The following is a 16,504-nucleotide window of genomic DNA, read 5'->3' as shown; positions in this document are numbered from 1 at the left end:
TCCGGCGCTCCCGCCGGACCCGAACTCCTTGATCACCGGAGTGGGGCCGGACACCGGGGCGGGATTCGTCCCGGGTGGCGGGACGGTACTAACCTCGCAACGGGCGCGAGAGGAGATAGCCGCGATGCCGCAGCCGCAGCCGGGGGCGGACCGGCCGGCCGACGGGGCCGAGATGCCGTCCGTCACCGAGCCGGCGACCGCCGTCGACACCGAGGACGCCACCGGCGCCTCGGCTCCGGCGTCGCCGTCCGACACTCCGGAGACCGCCGACGACCGGTCCCCCGGCGCAACGGCGGCCGACCAGCCGTCCGACGCCGCCGACGGCGGACCGCACGACGGTACGCCCCGCGGCCGGCCGGCGGCCGTCGTGTCCGACGAGCAGCCGCACCACACCGAGCCCGGCGACCGGCCGTCCGACGATCAGGTGCACGCCTCGCCGCCCGACGAGCCGGCGCGACAGGACGAAGCCGCCGGGCCAGCGGAACAGGCTGACCCGACGCGGCAGGACCAGGCCGCCGACGCGGCGGGGCAGGCTGACCTGACGCGGCGGGAGCAATCCGCCGGGCCGGGGACTCCGGCGGAACCGGCCGGCACCGCCGCGCCCGGCGACGCGAGCCCGCACCCGCCGGCCGGCGCGGCCGACGTCCCCGGCGACGGTTCCGAGGCGCCGACCGCCGACGCCGCAACGCCGGCCGGGCCGGTCACCCCGGCTCGGGGTTCGGCAGCGGTTCCCGGCCGCACCACACCCGTCCCGACCCCGCGCACGGGGCACCGGCCGGATCCGACGCGCATCGACCTCGCGCCGCAGTCGCCCCAGCCCGCCCCGGATCCCACCCGGGTCGACGACGCCCCGGATCGCACCCGCGAGGAAAGCACGCCCGACCCGACCCGGGTCGAGGCGCCCACGCCCCGCTGGAGCGGTTCCGCCGCCGTCCCGCCACCGCCGGCACGCCGGCCCGCCTGGGGCGAGTCGGCCGAGCCCACGCCCGTGCCGCCGCTCGCGTCGCCGGAGCACGCCACGCCGGTCGACCCGTGGGCCGGGGTGGACACCACCGGCTGGGAGCTGCACGCTCCCGAACTGCCGCCGCTGACGCCGACGATGCCCTACACCGCGCCCTGGACCACGCCGGGCGACCCTCACCCGGCCCACCCGGCGCCACCGGCGGCTCACCCGAACCCACCGGCACACCCCGCCCCGCAGCCGGCGCCACCGGCCCATGCCGCGCCGCCCGCCGCCCGCCCGGTGTCGCCGCCCGGCGCGCCGTACGCCGGACCGGCCCGCCCGGTGTCGCCGCCGCACCACCCGCCCTACCCCGGACCGGCCCGCCCGGTGTCGCCGCCGCACCACCCGGGTGCGCCGGCCGCCCGGCCCGTCGCGCCGCCGCCCGTCGCGCCGCCGCCCGTCGCGCCGCCGGCGAAGCCCGGACGGCCGCCGAAGCAGCGCCGGGGCAAGGCCGGGCCACCTGCCGCGCCGCCACCGGGCTGGCAGCAGCCGCCCAAGCGGACCCGGCGCCGGCGCCGCTGGCCCTGGATGCTGCTGCTCTCCGTGGCCTGCTGCTGCGGCGTCCCGCTCTGGTGGATCCAGCCGGTCTCCAGCCAGTACCCGGCCAGCGCCACCCTCCCGGACCGGATCGACTCGATGCGGCTGCGCCAGGACGAGAGCAGCCGGGCCACCGCCGAGGAGCTGAAATCCCAGGTACGCGAATCGAACCTGCTCGCCGAGGACACGTTCGCCGGCATCTACACCACGAACGACGGCAAGCGGGTGACGTTGTTCGGCAGCACCGGCCTGCGGTTCAGTCCGGAGTCGGACGCCAAGTCGGAGATCGACCGCCTCGCCGGGGACTACGCCCTGAAGGAGTCGGTGGCAGTGGACACCGGCGTACGGGGACGCTACGAGCGCTGCGCCGTCGGCCGGGCCGACGGCGACTCGGTGGTGGTCTGCGTCTCGGCCGACCACGGCAGCCTCACCACCGGCGTGTTCACCCGGCTGTCGGTGGACGACAGCGGGCGGCTGCTCGACGACCTGCGCCAGCGCGTGGTGGTGCCGAAGTCCTGACCGCTCAGGCGGCCTGGTCGCCGCCGGTCTGGTCGGCGCGCTTCGGGGCGTAGCGCGGGACGTACTCCTGGCCGCTGAGCTTCTGGATCTCGGCCATCATCTCGTCGGTCATCGCCCGCAGCGACGTGCGGTCGTCGGGACGGCCGGTGAAGTCCAGCGGCTTGCCGAACTTCATGGTGATCTTGGCGCGGCCCGGCCGCGGGATCCGCGTACCGATGGGCTGGGCCTTGTCGGTGCCGGTCACGCCGACCGGAATGATCGGCACACCGGCGGCGATGGCCAGCCGGACCGTGCCGGTACGCCCACGGTAGAGCCGCCCGTCCGGCGAGCGGGTGCCCTCCGGGTAGACGGCGACCAGGTCACCGGCCTTGAGCACCGGGATCGCCGCGTCGAACGCGGTGAGCGCGGCCCGGCCCCCGGCCCGCTCGACCGGGATCGCGCCCAGGCCGGTGAGGACGAACTTGGAGAAGCCGCCCTTGAGCCCGGCGCCCGTGAAGTACTCCGACTTGGCCCAGAACGCCAGGTGCCGGGGCACCACGGTGCCGAGGAGCAGCTCGTCGGCGACCGAGAGGTGGTTGCTGGCGAAGATCGCGCCGCCGGCCGCCGGGATGTGCTCCAAACCCTCCACGTGCGGACGGAAGGCCAACCGGAGCGCGGGCGCCACGGTGAGCTTGCCGATGGTGTAGAGCAGGGGCACGGGTCCTCCGGCGGTCGTACGTGAAACAGGCGCTGTCACGGTAGCCGACGCGGCCGTCCGCCACCGAGCGGGTGGCCCGCAGTCCACTGGCTGGGTGCGGGCGTTGAGCGGGGGCCCTTCCTCTACCTGAGGCGTCGAGAAGGGCCCCCGCCTCACTTCACACCTTGCGGACCGCCACGGTCACGCGCTCGCCCTCGCCGGCCTCGCCGTCGAAGCCGTCGAGGCCCTCGGCGAAGTCGACGCTGTCGGCGAGCACCTCCCGCGCCACGAACTCGGTGTACGCGGCGACGGCCGCGCGCACCTCCTCGGACGCGGAGACGGCCACCGTGATCCGGTCGGAGACGTCCAGCCCGGCCTCACGGCGGGCCTGCTGCACGACCCGGACCACGTCCCGGGCCAGCCCTTCGGCCGCGAGTTCCGGCGTGACCCCGGTGTCCAGCACGACCACTCCCTCACCGCCCGGAAGCGGCGCGGAGTGTTCGGCGTCGGCGGCGACCAGGCGCAGCTCGTACTCGCCCTCGGCCAGCGTGACCCCGGCGGCGACCGGGGCGCCGTCGCGCAGCTCCCACTCCCCCGCCTTGACCGCCTTGATCACCTGCTGGACGGCCTTGCCGACGCGCGGGCCGAGCGCCCGCGGCACCACTGTGAGCACCTGCTGGCAGTACGCGGACACCTCGCCGGTGAGCACAACCTCCTTCACGTTCACCTCGTCGGCGACCAGGGCGGCGAAGGGCCGCAGCTGGGCGGCGACGGGCGACGCCACGGTGAGCTTCGCCAGCGGCAGCCGCACCCGCAGGCCCTTGGCCTTGCGCAGCGACAGGGCCGCCGAGGCGACCGCCCGGACGTTGTCCATCGCGGAGACCAACTCGTGGTCGGCCGGGAACTCCTCCGCGGACGGCCAGTCGGTCAGGTGGACCGACCGCTCGCCGGTCAACCCGCGCCAGATCTCCTCGGCGGTCAGCGGCGCCAGCGGCGCCACCACCCGGCACAGCGTCTCCAGCACGGTCCACAACGTGTCGAACGCGTCCGCGTCGCCGGCCCAGAACCGGTCCCGGGACCGGCGCACGTACCAGTTCGTCAGCGCGTCCAGGTAGGACCGCACGGTGGCGCACGCGCCGGAGATGTCGTACGCGTCCATCTGCGCGCCGACGGTCGCGACCAGCTCGTTCGTCTTCGCCAGCACGTACCGGTCGAGCACGTTCGCCGAGTCGGTACGACGACGCGCGGTGTGGCCGTCGGCGTTGGCGTAGAGCGAGAAGAAGTACCAGACGTTCCACAGCGGCAGCAGCACCTGGCGCACCGCGTCCCGGATGCCCGACTCGGTGACCGCCATGTCGCCGCCGCGCAGCACCGGCGACGACATCAGCATCCACCGCATCGCGTCCGACCCGTACGAGTCGAACACGTGGTAGACGTCCGGGTAGTTGCGCAGGCTCTTGGACATCTTGCGCCCGTCCGAGCCGAGCAGGATGCCGTGGCTCAGGCAGTTGCGGAACGCCGGCCGGTCGAACAGCGCGGTGGCCAGCACGTGCATGGTGTAGAACCAGCCGCGGGTCTGCCCGATGTACTCGACGATGAAGTCACCCGGGTAGTGGTGCTCGAACCACTCGCGGTTGGAGAACGGGTAGTGCACCTGGGCGAACGGCATCGAGCCGGACTCGAACCAGCAGTCCAGCACCTCCGGCACCCGGCGCATCATCGACTTGCCCGTCGGGTCGTCCGGGTTGGGGCGGACCAGGTCGTCCACCGCCGGCCGGTGCAGGTCGGTCAGGCGTACGCCGAAGTCACGCTCGATGTCGGCCAGCGAGCCGTACACGTCCACCCGCGGGTGGTTCGGGTCGTCGGAGCGCCAGACCGGGATCGGCGAGCCCCAGAACCGGTTCCGGCTGATCGACCAGTCCCGGGCGTTCGCCAGCCACTTGCCGAACGAGCCGTCCTTGATGTGGCCGGGCGTCCAGTTGATCTGCTGGTTCAGCTCGACCATCCGGTCCTTGAACCTGCTCACCGCGACGAACCACGACGACACCGCCTTGTAGACCAGCGGGGTGTCGCAGCGCCAGCAGTGCGGGTACGAGTGGGTGTAGGTGTCCTGCCGCAGCACCACCCCCCGCTCCTTCAGTTCCCGGATCACCGGCTTGTTCACGTCGAAGACCTGCTCGCCCTGGTACGGCGGGACCAGCGCGGTGAACCGGGTGTGGTCGTCCACCGTCACGACGGTGGGGATGCCGGCGGCGTTGCAGGTGTTCTGGTCGTCCTCACCGAAGGCGGGCGCCAGGTGGACGATCCCGGTGCCGTCCTCCGTGGTGACGAAGTCCGCGCCGAGCACCTGGTAGGCGTTCGGGCCGGCCGGCTCGACCAGGAAGTCGTAGAGCGGCGTGTAGCGGCGTCCGGCCAGGTCGCGGCCGTACACGGTGCCGACCTGCTCGTACCCCTCCAGTTCCTTGGCGTACGCGCCGAGGCGCGCGGCGCCGACCACGTAGCGCTCGCCGTCACGCTCGAGTAGCGCGTACTCGATGTCGGGGCCGACTGCGAGCGCCAGGTTCGACGGCAGCGTCCACGGCGTGGTCGTCCAGACGCCGAGCTTGACCGGCCCGCGCAGCGGCTCCGGCGCGTTCTCGTCGGCGGTCAGCTCGAACCAGACGGTGAGCGTCGGGTCGTGCCGGTCCCGGTAGACGTCGTCCATCCGGGTCTCGGTGTTCGACAGCGGCGTCTCGCACCGCCAGCAGTACGCGAGCACCCGGAAGCCCTCGTAGACCAGACCCTTGTCGTGCAGGGTCTTGAAGGCCCACATGACGCTTTCCATGTAGTCCAGGTCGAGCGTCTTGTAGTCGTTGGCGAAGTCGACCCAGCGCGCCTGCCGGGTGACGTACCGCTCCCAGTCGTGGGTGAACTCCAGCACCGACGTGCGGCAGGCGTCGTTGAACCGGGCCACGCCGAGGTCGAGGATCTCCGCCTTGGTGGTGATGCCGAGCTGCTTCTCGGCGACCACCTCGGCGGGCAGGCCGTGGCAGTCCCAGCCGAACCGGCGCTCGACGTGCCGCCCGCGCATGGTCTGGTAGCGCGGCACCACGTCCTTGACGTAGCCGGTGAACAGGTGGCCGTAGTGCGGCAGGCCGTTGGCGAACGGCGGGCCGTCGTAGAAGACGTACTCGTTCTCGCCGTTCCGGCCGGCGTCGCGGGCCTCCACCGACGCCTCGAAGGTCTTGTCGGCCGTCCAGTGCTCCAGCACCCGGCGCTCGACCGCGGGCAGGTCCGGGCTCGCCGGGACGCCGGCGCCGGTCGGGTCGTGCAACGGATAGGCCATCGCCTGTCGCTCTCCCTCAGCAGCTCACTCGTCTGTGGTCTGCGAGGACGAGCCGACTCCGGTACGCCGTGACCGGCGCCCCGGGCGTGGCCCGCGGTACCACCCCGCTTGGCGGCCGAGGTGCGACCGCCCGCTCGTTGGCCGGCTGTGACGGGCCGTCCCGTCCGGTTCTACTGGGCCGGTGACCCGGCTGTTCTTCCGGAGGCTCGCCGGTGATGGCCGGGTCGTCGCCTGTGCCCCGCAAGCGTACTCGACCTCCCACCCGCCGCGCCTCCGACTATCTCCTCTCCCATCGACCCCGGGCGGGTCAACGGCGGGAGGCGGGGGCCGGGAGGGTGGTGGTCCAGAGGGAGACGCCGGTGCGGTCGCGCAGGTGGACCGTGAGCGCCCGCGACGCGCCGTCGATGGTCACCTCGCCGAAGTGCTGGAAGCCCTCGGCCGGGGAGGTGTTGGCCCGCGGCGGGGCGTGCACGAAGACCGCCTTCGGGCCGAACGTGCCGTCGAGCGCGTTCGGGCCGAACGCCCCCGCGTGCGCCGGGCCGGAGACGAACTCCCAGAACGGGCTGAAGTCCCGCACCGCCGCACGCGCCGGGTCGTAGTGGTGGGCGGCGGTGTAGTGCACGTCGGCGGTGAGGAACACCAGCCCGGTCACCCCGGCCCGGTGCGACGCGCGCAGCACCTCGGCGAACTCCAGCTCCCGGCCGGCCGGCGCGCCGTCGTCGCCCTGCGCGACGCCCTCCTGCGCGCCCGCACCGTCGGGCACCACCACCCCGATCGGCAGGTCGTTGGCGATCACCTTCCAGGTGGCGCGGGACGCGCGCAGTTCCCGGATCAGCCACTCCCGCTGCGCCCGGCCGAGCAGGCCGCGGTCGCGGTCGGCGTACGTGTTGCCGTCGTTCGGGTCCTTGTAGGTGCGCATGTCCAGCACGAACACGTCCAGCAGCGGCCCGTACGACAGCCTGCGGTACATCGGCCCGCCCGTCGACACCGGCAGCCACTCGTGGAACGCCTGCCGGGCCCGGGCGGCGAGCACGTCCACGCGCTTCTCGCCGTACCTGTCGTCGGTCAGGATCTCCCCCGGGTACCAGTTGTTCACCACCTCGTGGTCGTCCCACTGGTTGATCTGCGGCACCTGGGCGGCGAACGCCCGCAGGTGGGTGTCGAGCAGGTTGTACGCGAACTGCCCCCGGTACTCGGCGAGCGTCTCGGCCACCTTGCTCTTCTCCGGCGTCACCAGGTTGCGCCAGGTGCGGCCGTCGGGCAGGACCACGCTCTCGGCCAGCGGTCCGTCGGCGTACACGGTGTCGCCGCTGCACAGGAAGAAGTCCGGCCGGCGCTCCCGCATGGCCCGGAAGATCGCCAGGCCGTCGAAGTCGGGGCTGATCCCCCAGCCCTGCCCGACGATGTCGCCGGTCCACACGAACCGCACGTCACGCCGCTGGTGCCGGCCGGGGGCGGTGGCGAACGAGCCGGTCAGCGGCTCGCTGCACAGGCCGTGCCGGTCCAGGCTCTCCACCCGTACCCGGTAGTGCAGCCGCTCCCCCGCGGGCAGGCCGCGCAGCCGGACCTTGCCGGTGAAGTCGCCGGTGGGGTCGACCACCGGGCCGCGCACCAGCCGCGCGCCACGCAGGTCCGGCCGGCGGCTCACCTCGACCAGCATCCGGCCGGGCCGGTCCGCGCGGGTCCAGACCAGCGCCGAGTCGGCGGTCACGTCGCCGCTCTGCACGCCGTGGGTGAGCAGCGGCCGGCCCCCGGCCCGCAGGCCGGGCGCGGCGGGCGCGCCGGGCGCACCGAGCAGCGCGCCGCCGGCGACTCCACCGGCGACCAGGCCGGCACGGAGCAGGGTACGTCGATCGATGTGCGTCATGGGTCCTCCCGGTGTCGGCAGTGTCACCGGCCCCGGTCTACCGGCCCCAGGTGACCGGCGACTCCGACAGAGGTGACCGGCACCCCAACGACTGCTGTCGACCCCGGTCATGACCACCGTCACACCGCCGCGCCGTCACACCGCGCCCGCCGTGTCCCGTCCTGTCCGCGTACCCGAACCTCAAGGAGGCGGCGATGAGCCGGATGGACATGGCGGCGGTGGCGCCCGAGGCGTTCCAGGCCGTGCTGGGCCTGGAGAAGTACGTCCGGGCGAACGTGGACCACACCGTGCTGGAGCTGGTGAAGCTCCGGGCGTCGATGCGCAACGGCTGCGCGTTCTGCGTGGACATGCACAGCCGCGAGGCGCTGGCGGCCGGCGAGGACAGCCGCCGACTGTTCGCGGTCGCGGCGTGGCGCGAGGCACCGTTCTTCGACGAGCGGGAGCGGGCCGCGCTGGCCCTCACCGACGCGGTGACCCGGCTCGGCGAGCACGGCGTGCCGGACGACGTCTGGGACGCCGCGGTGAAGGTGTGGTCGGAGAGGGAACTGGCGGACCTGGTGACGGCGATCGCCACCATCAACGTGTGGAACCGGATCGCGGTGACCTGCCAGACGCAGCCGCCCACCGGGTAGTGCACCCCGGGCGCGCCCGACTGTTCCCTGCCGCACCGGTGGTGGCGGCCCTGGCGGAGCGGATCGTGCGCGAGCTCGGCGCGCTGCCACCCGCGCCGACGCCCTGACCTGACGGGCCGGCGGGGGCCCGGGGCCGCCGCCGGAAACCGCTCAGGCCAGCTCGGGGAACCAGAGCGCGATCTCGCGCTTGGCACTGTCCGCCGAATCGGAGGCGTGCACCAGGTTCTCCCGGTTCGACAGCGACAGGTCACCGCGGATGGTGCCGGCGGCGGCCTTGCGGCCGTCGGTGCTGCCGATCATCGCGCGCACCACCTCGATCACCTGGTCGCCGGAGAGCACCAGCGCCACCAGCGGGCCGCTGGTCATGAACGTCTTCAGCGGCGGGTAGAACGGCTTGTCGACGTGCTCGGCGTAGTGCTGGTCGGCGAAGCCGCCGTCCATGGTCCGGCTCACCATCGCGTCGATCCGCAGGCCCTTGCGCTCGAAACGGGACAGGATCTCGCCCACCAGACCGCGGCGCACCGCGTCGGGCTTGATCAGTACGAGCGACCGCTCGTCCGGGCTGCTGCTGGACACGCTGGGTTCCTCCTGCGCACTCAAACGGGGTTCGGCTGGGTACGGTCAGCGTAGCGACCCGGTCCCGGCGCCGGCGCGGCGGCTGCGTCTTCCCTGGCCCGCCGCGGCGGCCTAGCCTGGCCCTGGAACCCCTGGGAGGTCCACTGTGGCGAATGGCGGGAACCACACGATCGCGCCGGTACGCAAACTGATCGGGGCGGTGCTGGGCACCGTCGCCACCTTCGTGACCGTGTTCGGGCTCGGCATGACCAGCTGGGCCATCGTGGCGCTCGGCGTCGCGCTACTGGTGCTGGCGATCGCCCTGGCCACGGTACGCGGCGGCGGCCGCGCCTGGGTGATCGGCCTGGGGCACGTGCACAGCGCGTCCGAACCGCCCACCCAGTACGCGTTCGGCCGCTGCGAGCTGCAACTGGTCATCGACGCGCCGGGGCTGCCACCCCGCTCCAAGAAGATCATCGAGCCGCGGGTGCCGGTCGCCAAGTGGCCCTCGCTGGGCCAGGCGCTGCCGGTCCGGGTGGCGCTGGACGACCAGCGGCACGTCCGGGTGCTCTGGGACGAGGTGCCCACGCACGCGGAGAGCACCGCCGCGGTCGCCGACCTGCCGCCCGAGTACGCCGCCGAGCCGGACCCGCTGGACGAACCACTGATCGCGCAGGAGGCGCCGCCGTGGGCCGGGCGCGCGCCGGAGGACGACTTCCGCGACGACTACCCGCCCGCGCCGGACCCGTACCTGGACGACGTCCCGGCCCGGGCCGAGGACCGCGAGCCGGTGGTGCTGCACCGGAGCCCCGGCGGCCCGGTGGTGCTGGAGGGGCAACTCGTCGAACGGGCCGAACGCACGGCCGGCCCCGGCGCGCTCCCCCGCCGCGCCCCGGCCCCCCGCTCGCCGGTCGAGGAGCCGGCCGACACGGTGCCGGTCGAGACGGTGCTCACCGACCCCGGGCCGGCCGACACGATCCCGACGAACGCCGAGCCGGCCGACACCGTGCCCGACCCGATCGACGTGCCGCTGGACGACCCGCCGGACGCTCCGCGGCGCTCCGACGCGCCGACCGCCGAGGAGCTGGACGAGGCGATCTTCGGGCCGTCCGACGCGGTCGAGCCGGACGAGCCGGCCAGCCCGATCAGCGGCGTCGGCATCACGCTGCTCGTCACCGACCTGGACCGGTCCCTCGACTTCTACCGGGAACTCGGCTTCGACGAGCTGGACCGGGGCGAGGGCAACGCCGTGCTCTCCTCCGGGCCGACCCGGCTGGTGCTGCGCCGGGTGACCGGCGCCGCCCCGATCAGCCGCCGCCTGGTGCACGTCAACCTGGAGGTGGACGACATCCAGGGGGCGTACGAGCGGCTGCGCGACTCCGGCGTCCGGTTCACGTACGCGCCGCGTGTGGTCAACCGGGGCACCAAGCTGGAGGTGTGGGCGGCAGCCTTCCGCGACCCCGACGGCCACGGCGTCGCGCTCACCCAGTGGCGCACCCTCGCCGAGGTGTAAGGAAGGGCCCCCTCTTAACGCCTCAGGTAGAGGAAGGGGCCCTTCTTAACACGCGCAGCCGCGCGACGGCGCTCAGCCGAGGATGACCCGCCGCACGTGCAGCGCGTACGCCCACACCAGCGCGAACATCACACCGAGCGCGAACAGCGACCAGTGCAGCAACCCGGAGAGCAGCAGCAGGCCCTGGAGGACGGTGCCGGCGTGCCACGCCCACGGGCGGCCCATCATGCCGGCGAGCACCACGCAGGCGACCGCCAGCGCGACGATCGCGCCGATCGCCGCGCCGCTCAGGTCACCGCCGACCACCCGGATCGGCTGGATGGCCAGCAGCAGCACCAGCGCCTCCAGCGCCATCGTGCCGGCGCCGAGGCCGCGTACCGCCTTGTCCGGGTTCCGCAGCCCGGACCGCCGCACACCGGCCGGCGCGTGGCCCTCCGACGCGGCGCCGCCCGGCCGCTCGGCGCCGCCCGGCCGCTCCGGACCCGCTGGCTCGTACGGGCCGGCCGGGCGCTGCTGCGGGCCGGTCATCGCTTGAGCAGCCGGCGGGCGTCGGCCACTGTCACCACCGATCCCGTGATCAGCACGCCCACCCCGGCCAGCTCGCCCGGCACGTCCGACTCGGCCTCCGCCACCGCCGCCTCGATCGCGTCGGGCATCTCCCGGGCCACCTGCACCCGCTCCGGCCCGAAGATCTCCCGCGCCAGCGCGGCCAGTTCGTCCACCGGCATCGCCCGAGCCGAGCTGTTCTCCGCCACCACGATCGAGTCGAGCACCGGTTCGAGCAGTTCGAGCAGGCTCGCCGCGTCCTTGTCGCCGAGTACCGCCAGCACGCCGACGAGCTTGCTGAACGCGAACTCCTCCTGCACGGCGGCGACCGTCGCGGCCATCCCGTGCGGGTTGTGCGCGCCGTCGAGCAGCACCGTCGGTGCGGTACGCACCCGCTCCAGCCGGCCCGGCGAACTGGTCGCGGCGAAGCCCTCACGGACCGCCTCGATGTCGAGCTGCCGCCGGGCCCCGGCGCCGAGGAACGCCTCCACGGCGGCCAGCGCCACCGCCGCGTTCTGCGCCTGGTGCGCCCCGTGCAGCGGGATGAAGATCTCCTCGTACACCCCGCCCAGGCCCTGGATGGTCAGCACCTGGCCGCCGACCGCGACCGCGCGGCGCAGCACGCCGAACTCGGCGCCCTCGCGTGCGACGGTGGCGTTGACCTCGGCGCATCGTTCCAGGATCGGGCGGGCTGCCTCCTCCTCCTGCGCCGCTGCGATCACCGTGGCGCCGGCGTGGATGATGCCCGCCTTGTGCAGGGCGATGTCCTCGATCGTGTCGCCGAGCCACTCGGTGTGGTCCAGCCCGATCGGGGTGATCACGGCGACGCCGGCCTGGAGGACGTTCGTCGCGTCCTCCGCGCCGCCGAGCCCGACCTCCACCACCGCCACGTCGACCGGGGCGTCGGCGAACGTGGCGAACGCCAGCGCCGTGGTCATGTCGAAGTACGTCAGCGGCTCGGCGAACCGCTGGTCGACCAGCTCGGCCAGCGGCGCGATCTCGCGGTACGTGGACACGAACCGCTCCTCGCTCACCGGCTCGCCGTCCAGGCTGATCCGCTCCCGGACGGTCTCCAGGTGCGGGCTGGTGTAGCGGCCGGTGTGCAGCCCGAACGCCCGCAGCAGCGAGTCGATCATCCGGGCCGTCGAGGTCTTGCCGTTGGTGCCGGTCAGGTGGATCGACGGGTACGCCCGCTGCGGGCTGCCCAGCAGGTCGAGCAGGGTCTCGATCTTCTCCAGCTCGAAGTGCATCCGGGTGAAGCCGCGCGCGTTGAGCGCGGCCTCCACCTCGGCGAACGCCGTGCGGTCGGTGCGTTCGCTCATGAGGGAAGCGCCTCCAGGGCGGCGTCGATCCGGACCAGATCCGCCTCGGCCACCGCCAGCCGTTCGCGGATCTTCGCCACCACCGGCTCGGGCGCCTTGCCGACGAACGCCGGATTGTCCAGCTTCGCCCGCGCCTGGGTGGCTTCCTTCTCGGCGGCCGCCCGGTCCTTGGTGAGCCGGGCGCGCTCGGCGGCCACGTCGATCGAACCGCGGGTGTCGAGCGCGACGCTCACCTCACCGGGCATGGCCAGCGTGGCGCTCGCCTGGAACTCGTCGCCCGGCACGTCCAGCCGGGCCAGCGAGCGGACCAGCGGCTCGTGCGCCGCGATGCCCGCGCCGGCCAGGCCGTCGAGCCGCGCGGCGACCCGCTGGGTGGGCCGCAGCCCCTGGTCCGACCGGAACCGGCGGACCTCGGTCACCACCCGCTGCAGGGTGCCGACCTCACCCTCCGCGGCGTCGTCGATCAGGGTACGGTCGGCGACCGGCCAGGACGCGGCCAGCACGGTCTCGCCGCCGCTGAGCGCGGCCCACAGCTCGTCGGTGACGAACGGGATGACCGGGTGCAGCAGCCGCAGGAGCTGGTCCAGCACGTGCCCGAGCACCCGGCGGGTGGCGTCGGCGGCCGGGCCGCCCTCGGCCAGGACCGGCTTGCTCAGCTCCACGTACCAGTCGCAGACGTCGTCCCACGCGAAGTGGTAGAGCAGATCGCAGACCTTCGCGAACTCGTACGCCTCGAACTGCTCGTCGACCTCGGCGGTGACGTGCGACAGCCGGGACAGGATCCACCTGTCGACGGTGGAGAGGTCACCGGCGTCCGGCAGCGGGCCGTCGGTGTGCGCGCCGTTGAGCAACGCGAACCGGGTGGCGTTCCAGAGCTTGTTGCAGAAGTTGCGGGAGCCCTGGCACCACTCCTCGCTGACCGGCACGTCCTGGCCGGGGTTGGCGCCCCGGGCCAGCGTGAACCGGGTCGCGTCGGCGCCGAACCGGTCGATCCAGTCCAGCGGGTCCACCACGTTGCCGAACGACTTCGACATCTTCTTGCCGTGCTCGTCGCGGACCATGCCGTGCAGCGCCACCACGTCGAACGGCTGCACGCCGTCCATCGCGTACAGGCCGAACATCATCATCCGGGCGACCCAGAAGAACAGGATGTCGTAGCCGGTGACCAGCACGCTGGTCGGGTAGAACTTCGCCAGGTCCGGGGTGCGCTCCGGCCAGCCGAGCGTGGAGAAGGGCCACAGGCCGCTGGAGAACCAGGTGTCCAGGACGTCCTCGTCCTGCCGCCAGCCCGCGCCGGACGGCGGCTCCTCGTCCGGGCCGACGCAGACGATCTCGCCGTCCGGGCCGTACCAGACGGGGATGCGGTGGCCCCACCAGAGCTGGCGGGAGATACACCAGTCGTGCATGTTGTCGACCCAGGCGAAGTAGCGCTTGGCCAGCTCGGAGGGCTCGATCGTCACCCGGCCGTCGCGCACCGCGTCGCCGGCGGCCTTCGCGAGCGGCGCGGTGTTGACGAACCACTGCAACGACAGCCGCGGCTCGACGGTCGTCTTGCACCGCGAGCAGTGCCCCACCGCGTGCAGGTACGGCCGCTTCTCGGCCACGATCCGGCCCTGCTCGCGCAGCGCGGCGACGATCGCCGGGCGGGCCTCGTACCGGTCCAGGCCCTGGAACGGGCCGGGCGCGGTGATGACACCGCGCTCGTCCATGATCGTCAGCGACGGCAGGTCGTGCCGCTGGCCGATCTCGAAGTCGTTCGGGTCGTGCGCCGGGGTCACCTTGACCATGCCGGTGCCGAAGCTCGGGTCGACGTGCTCGTCGGCGACGATCGGGATCCGCCGGTCGGTGAGCGGCAGCTCCACCTCGGTGCCGATCAGGTGCCGGTAGCGCTCGTCGTCCGGGTGCACCGCCACCGCGGTGTCGCCGAGCATGGTCTCGGCCCGGGTGGTCGCCACCACGACCTCGTCGCCGTAGCGGATCGAGACCAGCTCACCCTCGTCGTCGGTGTGCTCCACCTCGATGTCGGACAGCGCGGTAAGGCAGCGGGGGCACCAGTTGATGATCCGGTTGGCCCGGTAGATGAGCCCGTCGTCGAAGAGCTTCTTGAACATGGTCTGCACGGCCCGGGACAGGCCCTCGTCCATGGTGAAGCGCTCGCGGTCCCAGTCGACCGCGTCGCCCAGCCGGCGCATCTGGCCGAGGATCGCGCCGCCGGACTCGGCCTTCCACTGCCAGACCCGCTCAACGAACTTCTCCCGCCCGAGGTCGTGCCGGGACAGCCCCTCACCGGCGAGCTGCCGCTCGACCAGGTTCTGGGTGGCGATGCCGGCGTGGTCCATGCCCGGCAGCCAGAGCGCCTCGTACCCCTGCATCTTCTTCCGCCGGGTGAGCGCGTCCATGAGCGTGTGCTCGAACGCGTGGCCCATGTGCAGCGAGCCGGTGACGTTCGGCGGCGGGATGACGATGGTGAACGGCGGCTTCTCGCTGTCCGCCGACGCCCGGAAGTGCCCGCCGGCTACCCACTGCTCGTACCGTCGCTGCTCTACCTCGCCGGGCTGGTACTGGCCGGCGAGGGTCGGGGCGTCGGGGCGTCGGGCATCCAGTCTCTCGGTCACCTGCGAAAGTCTACGGAGCGCTTTCGGGGACCCGACGTGCACCACCTGTGATTCGCGTACGGTGGCGGTCATGTCCGACGCGCATCTCACCGAGCGCCCGGTCGACGGGGGTTCCGATCCGGTCGAGCTGACCGACGAGCCGATCGAGCTGAGCCGCCGCGATCCCGCGCAGGAGCCCGAACGCCGTCCCGTCTCGCGCCGCCGGAAGATCGTCCTGGCCGCTCTGCTCGCGGCCGGTCTGGCCGGCGCCGGCGCGCTCGGACTGGGCGGCTGGCGGGTGCTCCAGCAGAAGGACACCACTCTCGGTCGGCCCGCCGAGGTGGCGGGGCTGGTGCGGGACGACAGTGAGCGGGCCCGGAGCACCGCCGACTATCTGCGCGACGGGCTGGCCGCCGACATCGAGCTGGACCGCGGCTACGGCGCCGTCTACTCCGAGTCCGGGGACGCCAAACGTTCGGTGCTGCTGTTCGGTGGCACCACGCTGCTCTGGCAGCCCGAACGCGACCTGGACACCCTGTTCGGCCTGATGGCCGACGAGACCGGCCGGGTGGCGGGGCTGCGCGAGGTGGACGCGGGCCGCCTGGATGGCGTGATGAAGTGCGGTACGACGAGCGGCGACGGCGGCGACTTCGCGGTCTGCGGGTGGGCCGACCACGGCAGCGTCGTCATGGGCATGTTCCCGGGCCGCCGGGTCGACGACGCGGCGGCGCTGTTCCGCGACATCCGCGAGTCCGTCCAGAGCCGCTGAGCCGCGACCTCGGCGCCCACTCATCGGGCAGTACGCCGAGGTGCCCACACACGCTCCTGCCCCGCCCCCGCCACGTCGCCGTGTCGGCGGCCCCTGTCCCCTCCCACGCCCCGGTTTCGGGGTGATGGCCGCACTTCGGGGAAGTGGCGGCCTGGTTCGGCTGGCCGGTATCGGTGCCGGCAATGAGATGGGCGGTCCGTTGGTTACCCGCATCGGGGGCCAGCTCGGCGGCCGGTCTGGTGGTGTTTTCCGGGGGTGAACGCAATTCAGGGCCACCCCGGAAGGGGTGACCCTGAATGAAAAGGTTGTCCGGCGGTGTCCTACTCTCCCACACCCTCCCGAGTGCAGTACCATCGGCGCTGGAGGGCTTAGCTTCCGGGTTCGGAATGTGACCGGGCGTTTCCCCTCCGCCATGACCGCCGTAACTCTATGAACATGTCAACCAACCCAACAACACGGGCGGCAGTTTGTTCAGAGTTGCACAGTGGACGCGTAGCAGCTTGGTAGTCAAGTCCTCGGCCTATTAGTACCGGTCAACTGAACCCGTTACCGGGCTTACATTTCCGGCCTATCAACCCAGTCGTCTAGCTGGGGGCCTTACCCCACAAATGTGGGTGGGATACCTCATCTTGAAGCGAGCTTCCCG

The 16,504-nt window shown here is 73.0% G+C and carries 11 protein-coding genes and 2 rRNA genes; 4 read left to right on the top strand and 9 right to left on the bottom strand.

The features are described from left to right. The first annotated feature begins 124 nt into the window (after positions 1 to 124). The gene (locus GA0070215_RS20825) at positions 125 to 2,059 is read left to right on the top strand and encodes a hypothetical protein (protein ID WP_091048812.1); all 1,935 of its coding nucleotides are present in this window, start codon (positions 125 to 127) and stop codon (positions 2,057 to 2,059) included. A gap of 4 nt (positions 2,060 to 2,063) precedes the next feature. On the opposite strand, the gene GA0070215_RS20820 is transcribed toward GA0070215_RS20825, so the two are convergent. The 3 genes from GA0070215_RS20820 to GA0070215_RS20810 all read right to left on the bottom strand — a co-directional run bounded on the left by GA0070215_RS20820 (position 2,064) and on the right by GA0070215_RS20810 (position 7,927). Then, positions 2,064 to 2,756, bottom strand: a complete 693-nt coding sequence (locus tag GA0070215_RS20820; RefSeq protein ID WP_018787283.1) for a lysophospholipid acyltransferase family protein — start codon at positions 2,754 to 2,756, stop codon at positions 2,064 to 2,066. Positions 2,757 to 2,913: 157 nt separating this feature from the next. Then, positions 2,914 to 6,060, bottom strand: a complete 3,147-nt coding sequence (gene ileS / locus GA0070215_RS20815) for an isoleucine--tRNA ligase (RefSeq protein ID WP_018787282.1) — start codon at positions 6,058 to 6,060, stop codon at positions 2,914 to 2,916. A gap of 307 nt (positions 6,061 to 6,367) precedes the next feature. Beyond that, positions 6,368 to 7,927, bottom strand: coding sequence for an alkaline phosphatase D family protein (locus GA0070215_RS20810; protein WP_091048807.1), 1,560 nt, complete (start codon positions 7,925 to 7,927; stop codon positions 6,368 to 6,370). A gap of 194 nt (positions 7,928 to 8,121) precedes the next feature. On the opposite strand from GA0070215_RS20810, the gene GA0070215_RS20805 reads away from it, so the two are divergent. Beyond that, a complete protein-coding gene (locus tag GA0070215_RS20805; protein WP_026268329.1) occupies positions 8,122 to 8,559 on the top strand; it encodes a carboxymuconolactone decarboxylase family protein in 438 nt (145 codons plus the stop codon). 150 nt (positions 8,560 to 8,709) lie between these two features. Here GA0070215_RS20805 and ndk read toward each other — a convergent pair whose 3' ends face one another. Continuing rightward, entirely contained in the window at positions 8,710 to 9,135 is a 426-nt protein-coding gene (ndk, locus tag GA0070215_RS20800) for a nucleoside-diphosphate kinase (RefSeq protein WP_018787279.1), read from the bottom strand. A 145-nt stretch (positions 9,136 to 9,280) separates the two neighbouring features. Between ndk and GA0070215_RS20795 the strand changes: the two genes are divergently transcribed. Beyond that, complete coding sequence (locus GA0070215_RS20795; RefSeq protein WP_091048803.1) at positions 9,281 to 10,627, top strand: VOC family protein; 1,347 nt, start codon at positions 9,281 to 9,283, stop codon at positions 10,625 to 10,627. A 72-nt stretch (positions 10,628 to 10,699) separates the two neighbouring features. Here GA0070215_RS20795 and GA0070215_RS20790 read toward each other — a convergent pair whose 3' ends face one another. Genes GA0070215_RS20790 through GA0070215_RS20780 form a run of 3 tightly spaced genes read right to left on the bottom strand, consistent with a single transcriptional unit; the run spans position 10,700 to position 15,110 of the window. Beyond that, a complete protein-coding gene (locus tag GA0070215_RS20790) occupies positions 10,700 to 11,155 on the bottom strand; it encodes a DUF4233 domain-containing protein (RefSeq protein WP_091048800.1) in 456 nt (151 codons plus the stop codon). After that, complete coding sequence (locus GA0070215_RS20785; RefSeq protein ID WP_091048797.1) at positions 11,152 to 12,495, bottom strand: bifunctional folylpolyglutamate synthase/dihydrofolate synthase; 1,344 nt, start codon at positions 12,493 to 12,495, stop codon at positions 11,152 to 11,154. Before GA0070215_RS20785 ends, GA0070215_RS20790 begins: the two co-directional genes overlap by 4 nt. Beyond that, on the bottom strand, positions 12,492 to 15,110 hold the full coding sequence (locus tag GA0070215_RS20780) for a valine--tRNA ligase (protein WP_091048793.1): 2,619 nt from the start codon (positions 15,108 to 15,110) through the stop codon (positions 12,492 to 12,494). Before GA0070215_RS20780 ends, GA0070215_RS20785 begins: the two co-directional genes overlap by 4 nt. A gap of 70 nt (positions 15,111 to 15,180) precedes the next feature. On the opposite strand from GA0070215_RS20780, the gene GA0070215_RS20775 reads away from it, so the two are divergent. Continuing rightward, positions 15,181 to 15,858 carry a hypothetical protein gene (locus GA0070215_RS20775; RefSeq protein ID WP_026268328.1) on the top strand — a complete coding sequence of 226 codons (678 nt, stop codon included), beginning with the start codon at positions 15,181 to 15,183 and terminating at the stop codon, positions 15,856 to 15,858. 307 nt (positions 15,859 to 16,165) lie between these two features. Here GA0070215_RS20775 and rrf read toward each other — a convergent pair. Beyond that, positions 16,166 to 16,282, bottom strand: a 5S ribosomal RNA gene (gene rrf / locus GA0070215_RS20770). A gap of 79 nt (positions 16,283 to 16,361) precedes the next feature. Then, a 23S ribosomal RNA gene (locus GA0070215_RS20765) occupies positions 16,362 to 16,504 on the bottom strand; the annotation flags it as partial.

This window comes from Micromonospora marina, from assembly GCF_900091565.1.
In the GTDB taxonomy this organism is placed as follows: Bacteria; Actinomycetota; Actinomycetes; order Mycobacteriales; family Micromonosporaceae; genus Micromonospora; species Micromonospora marina.
Note: the sequence above shows the minus strand (reverse complement) of the source record. Positions and strands in the feature narration are given on the sequence as shown.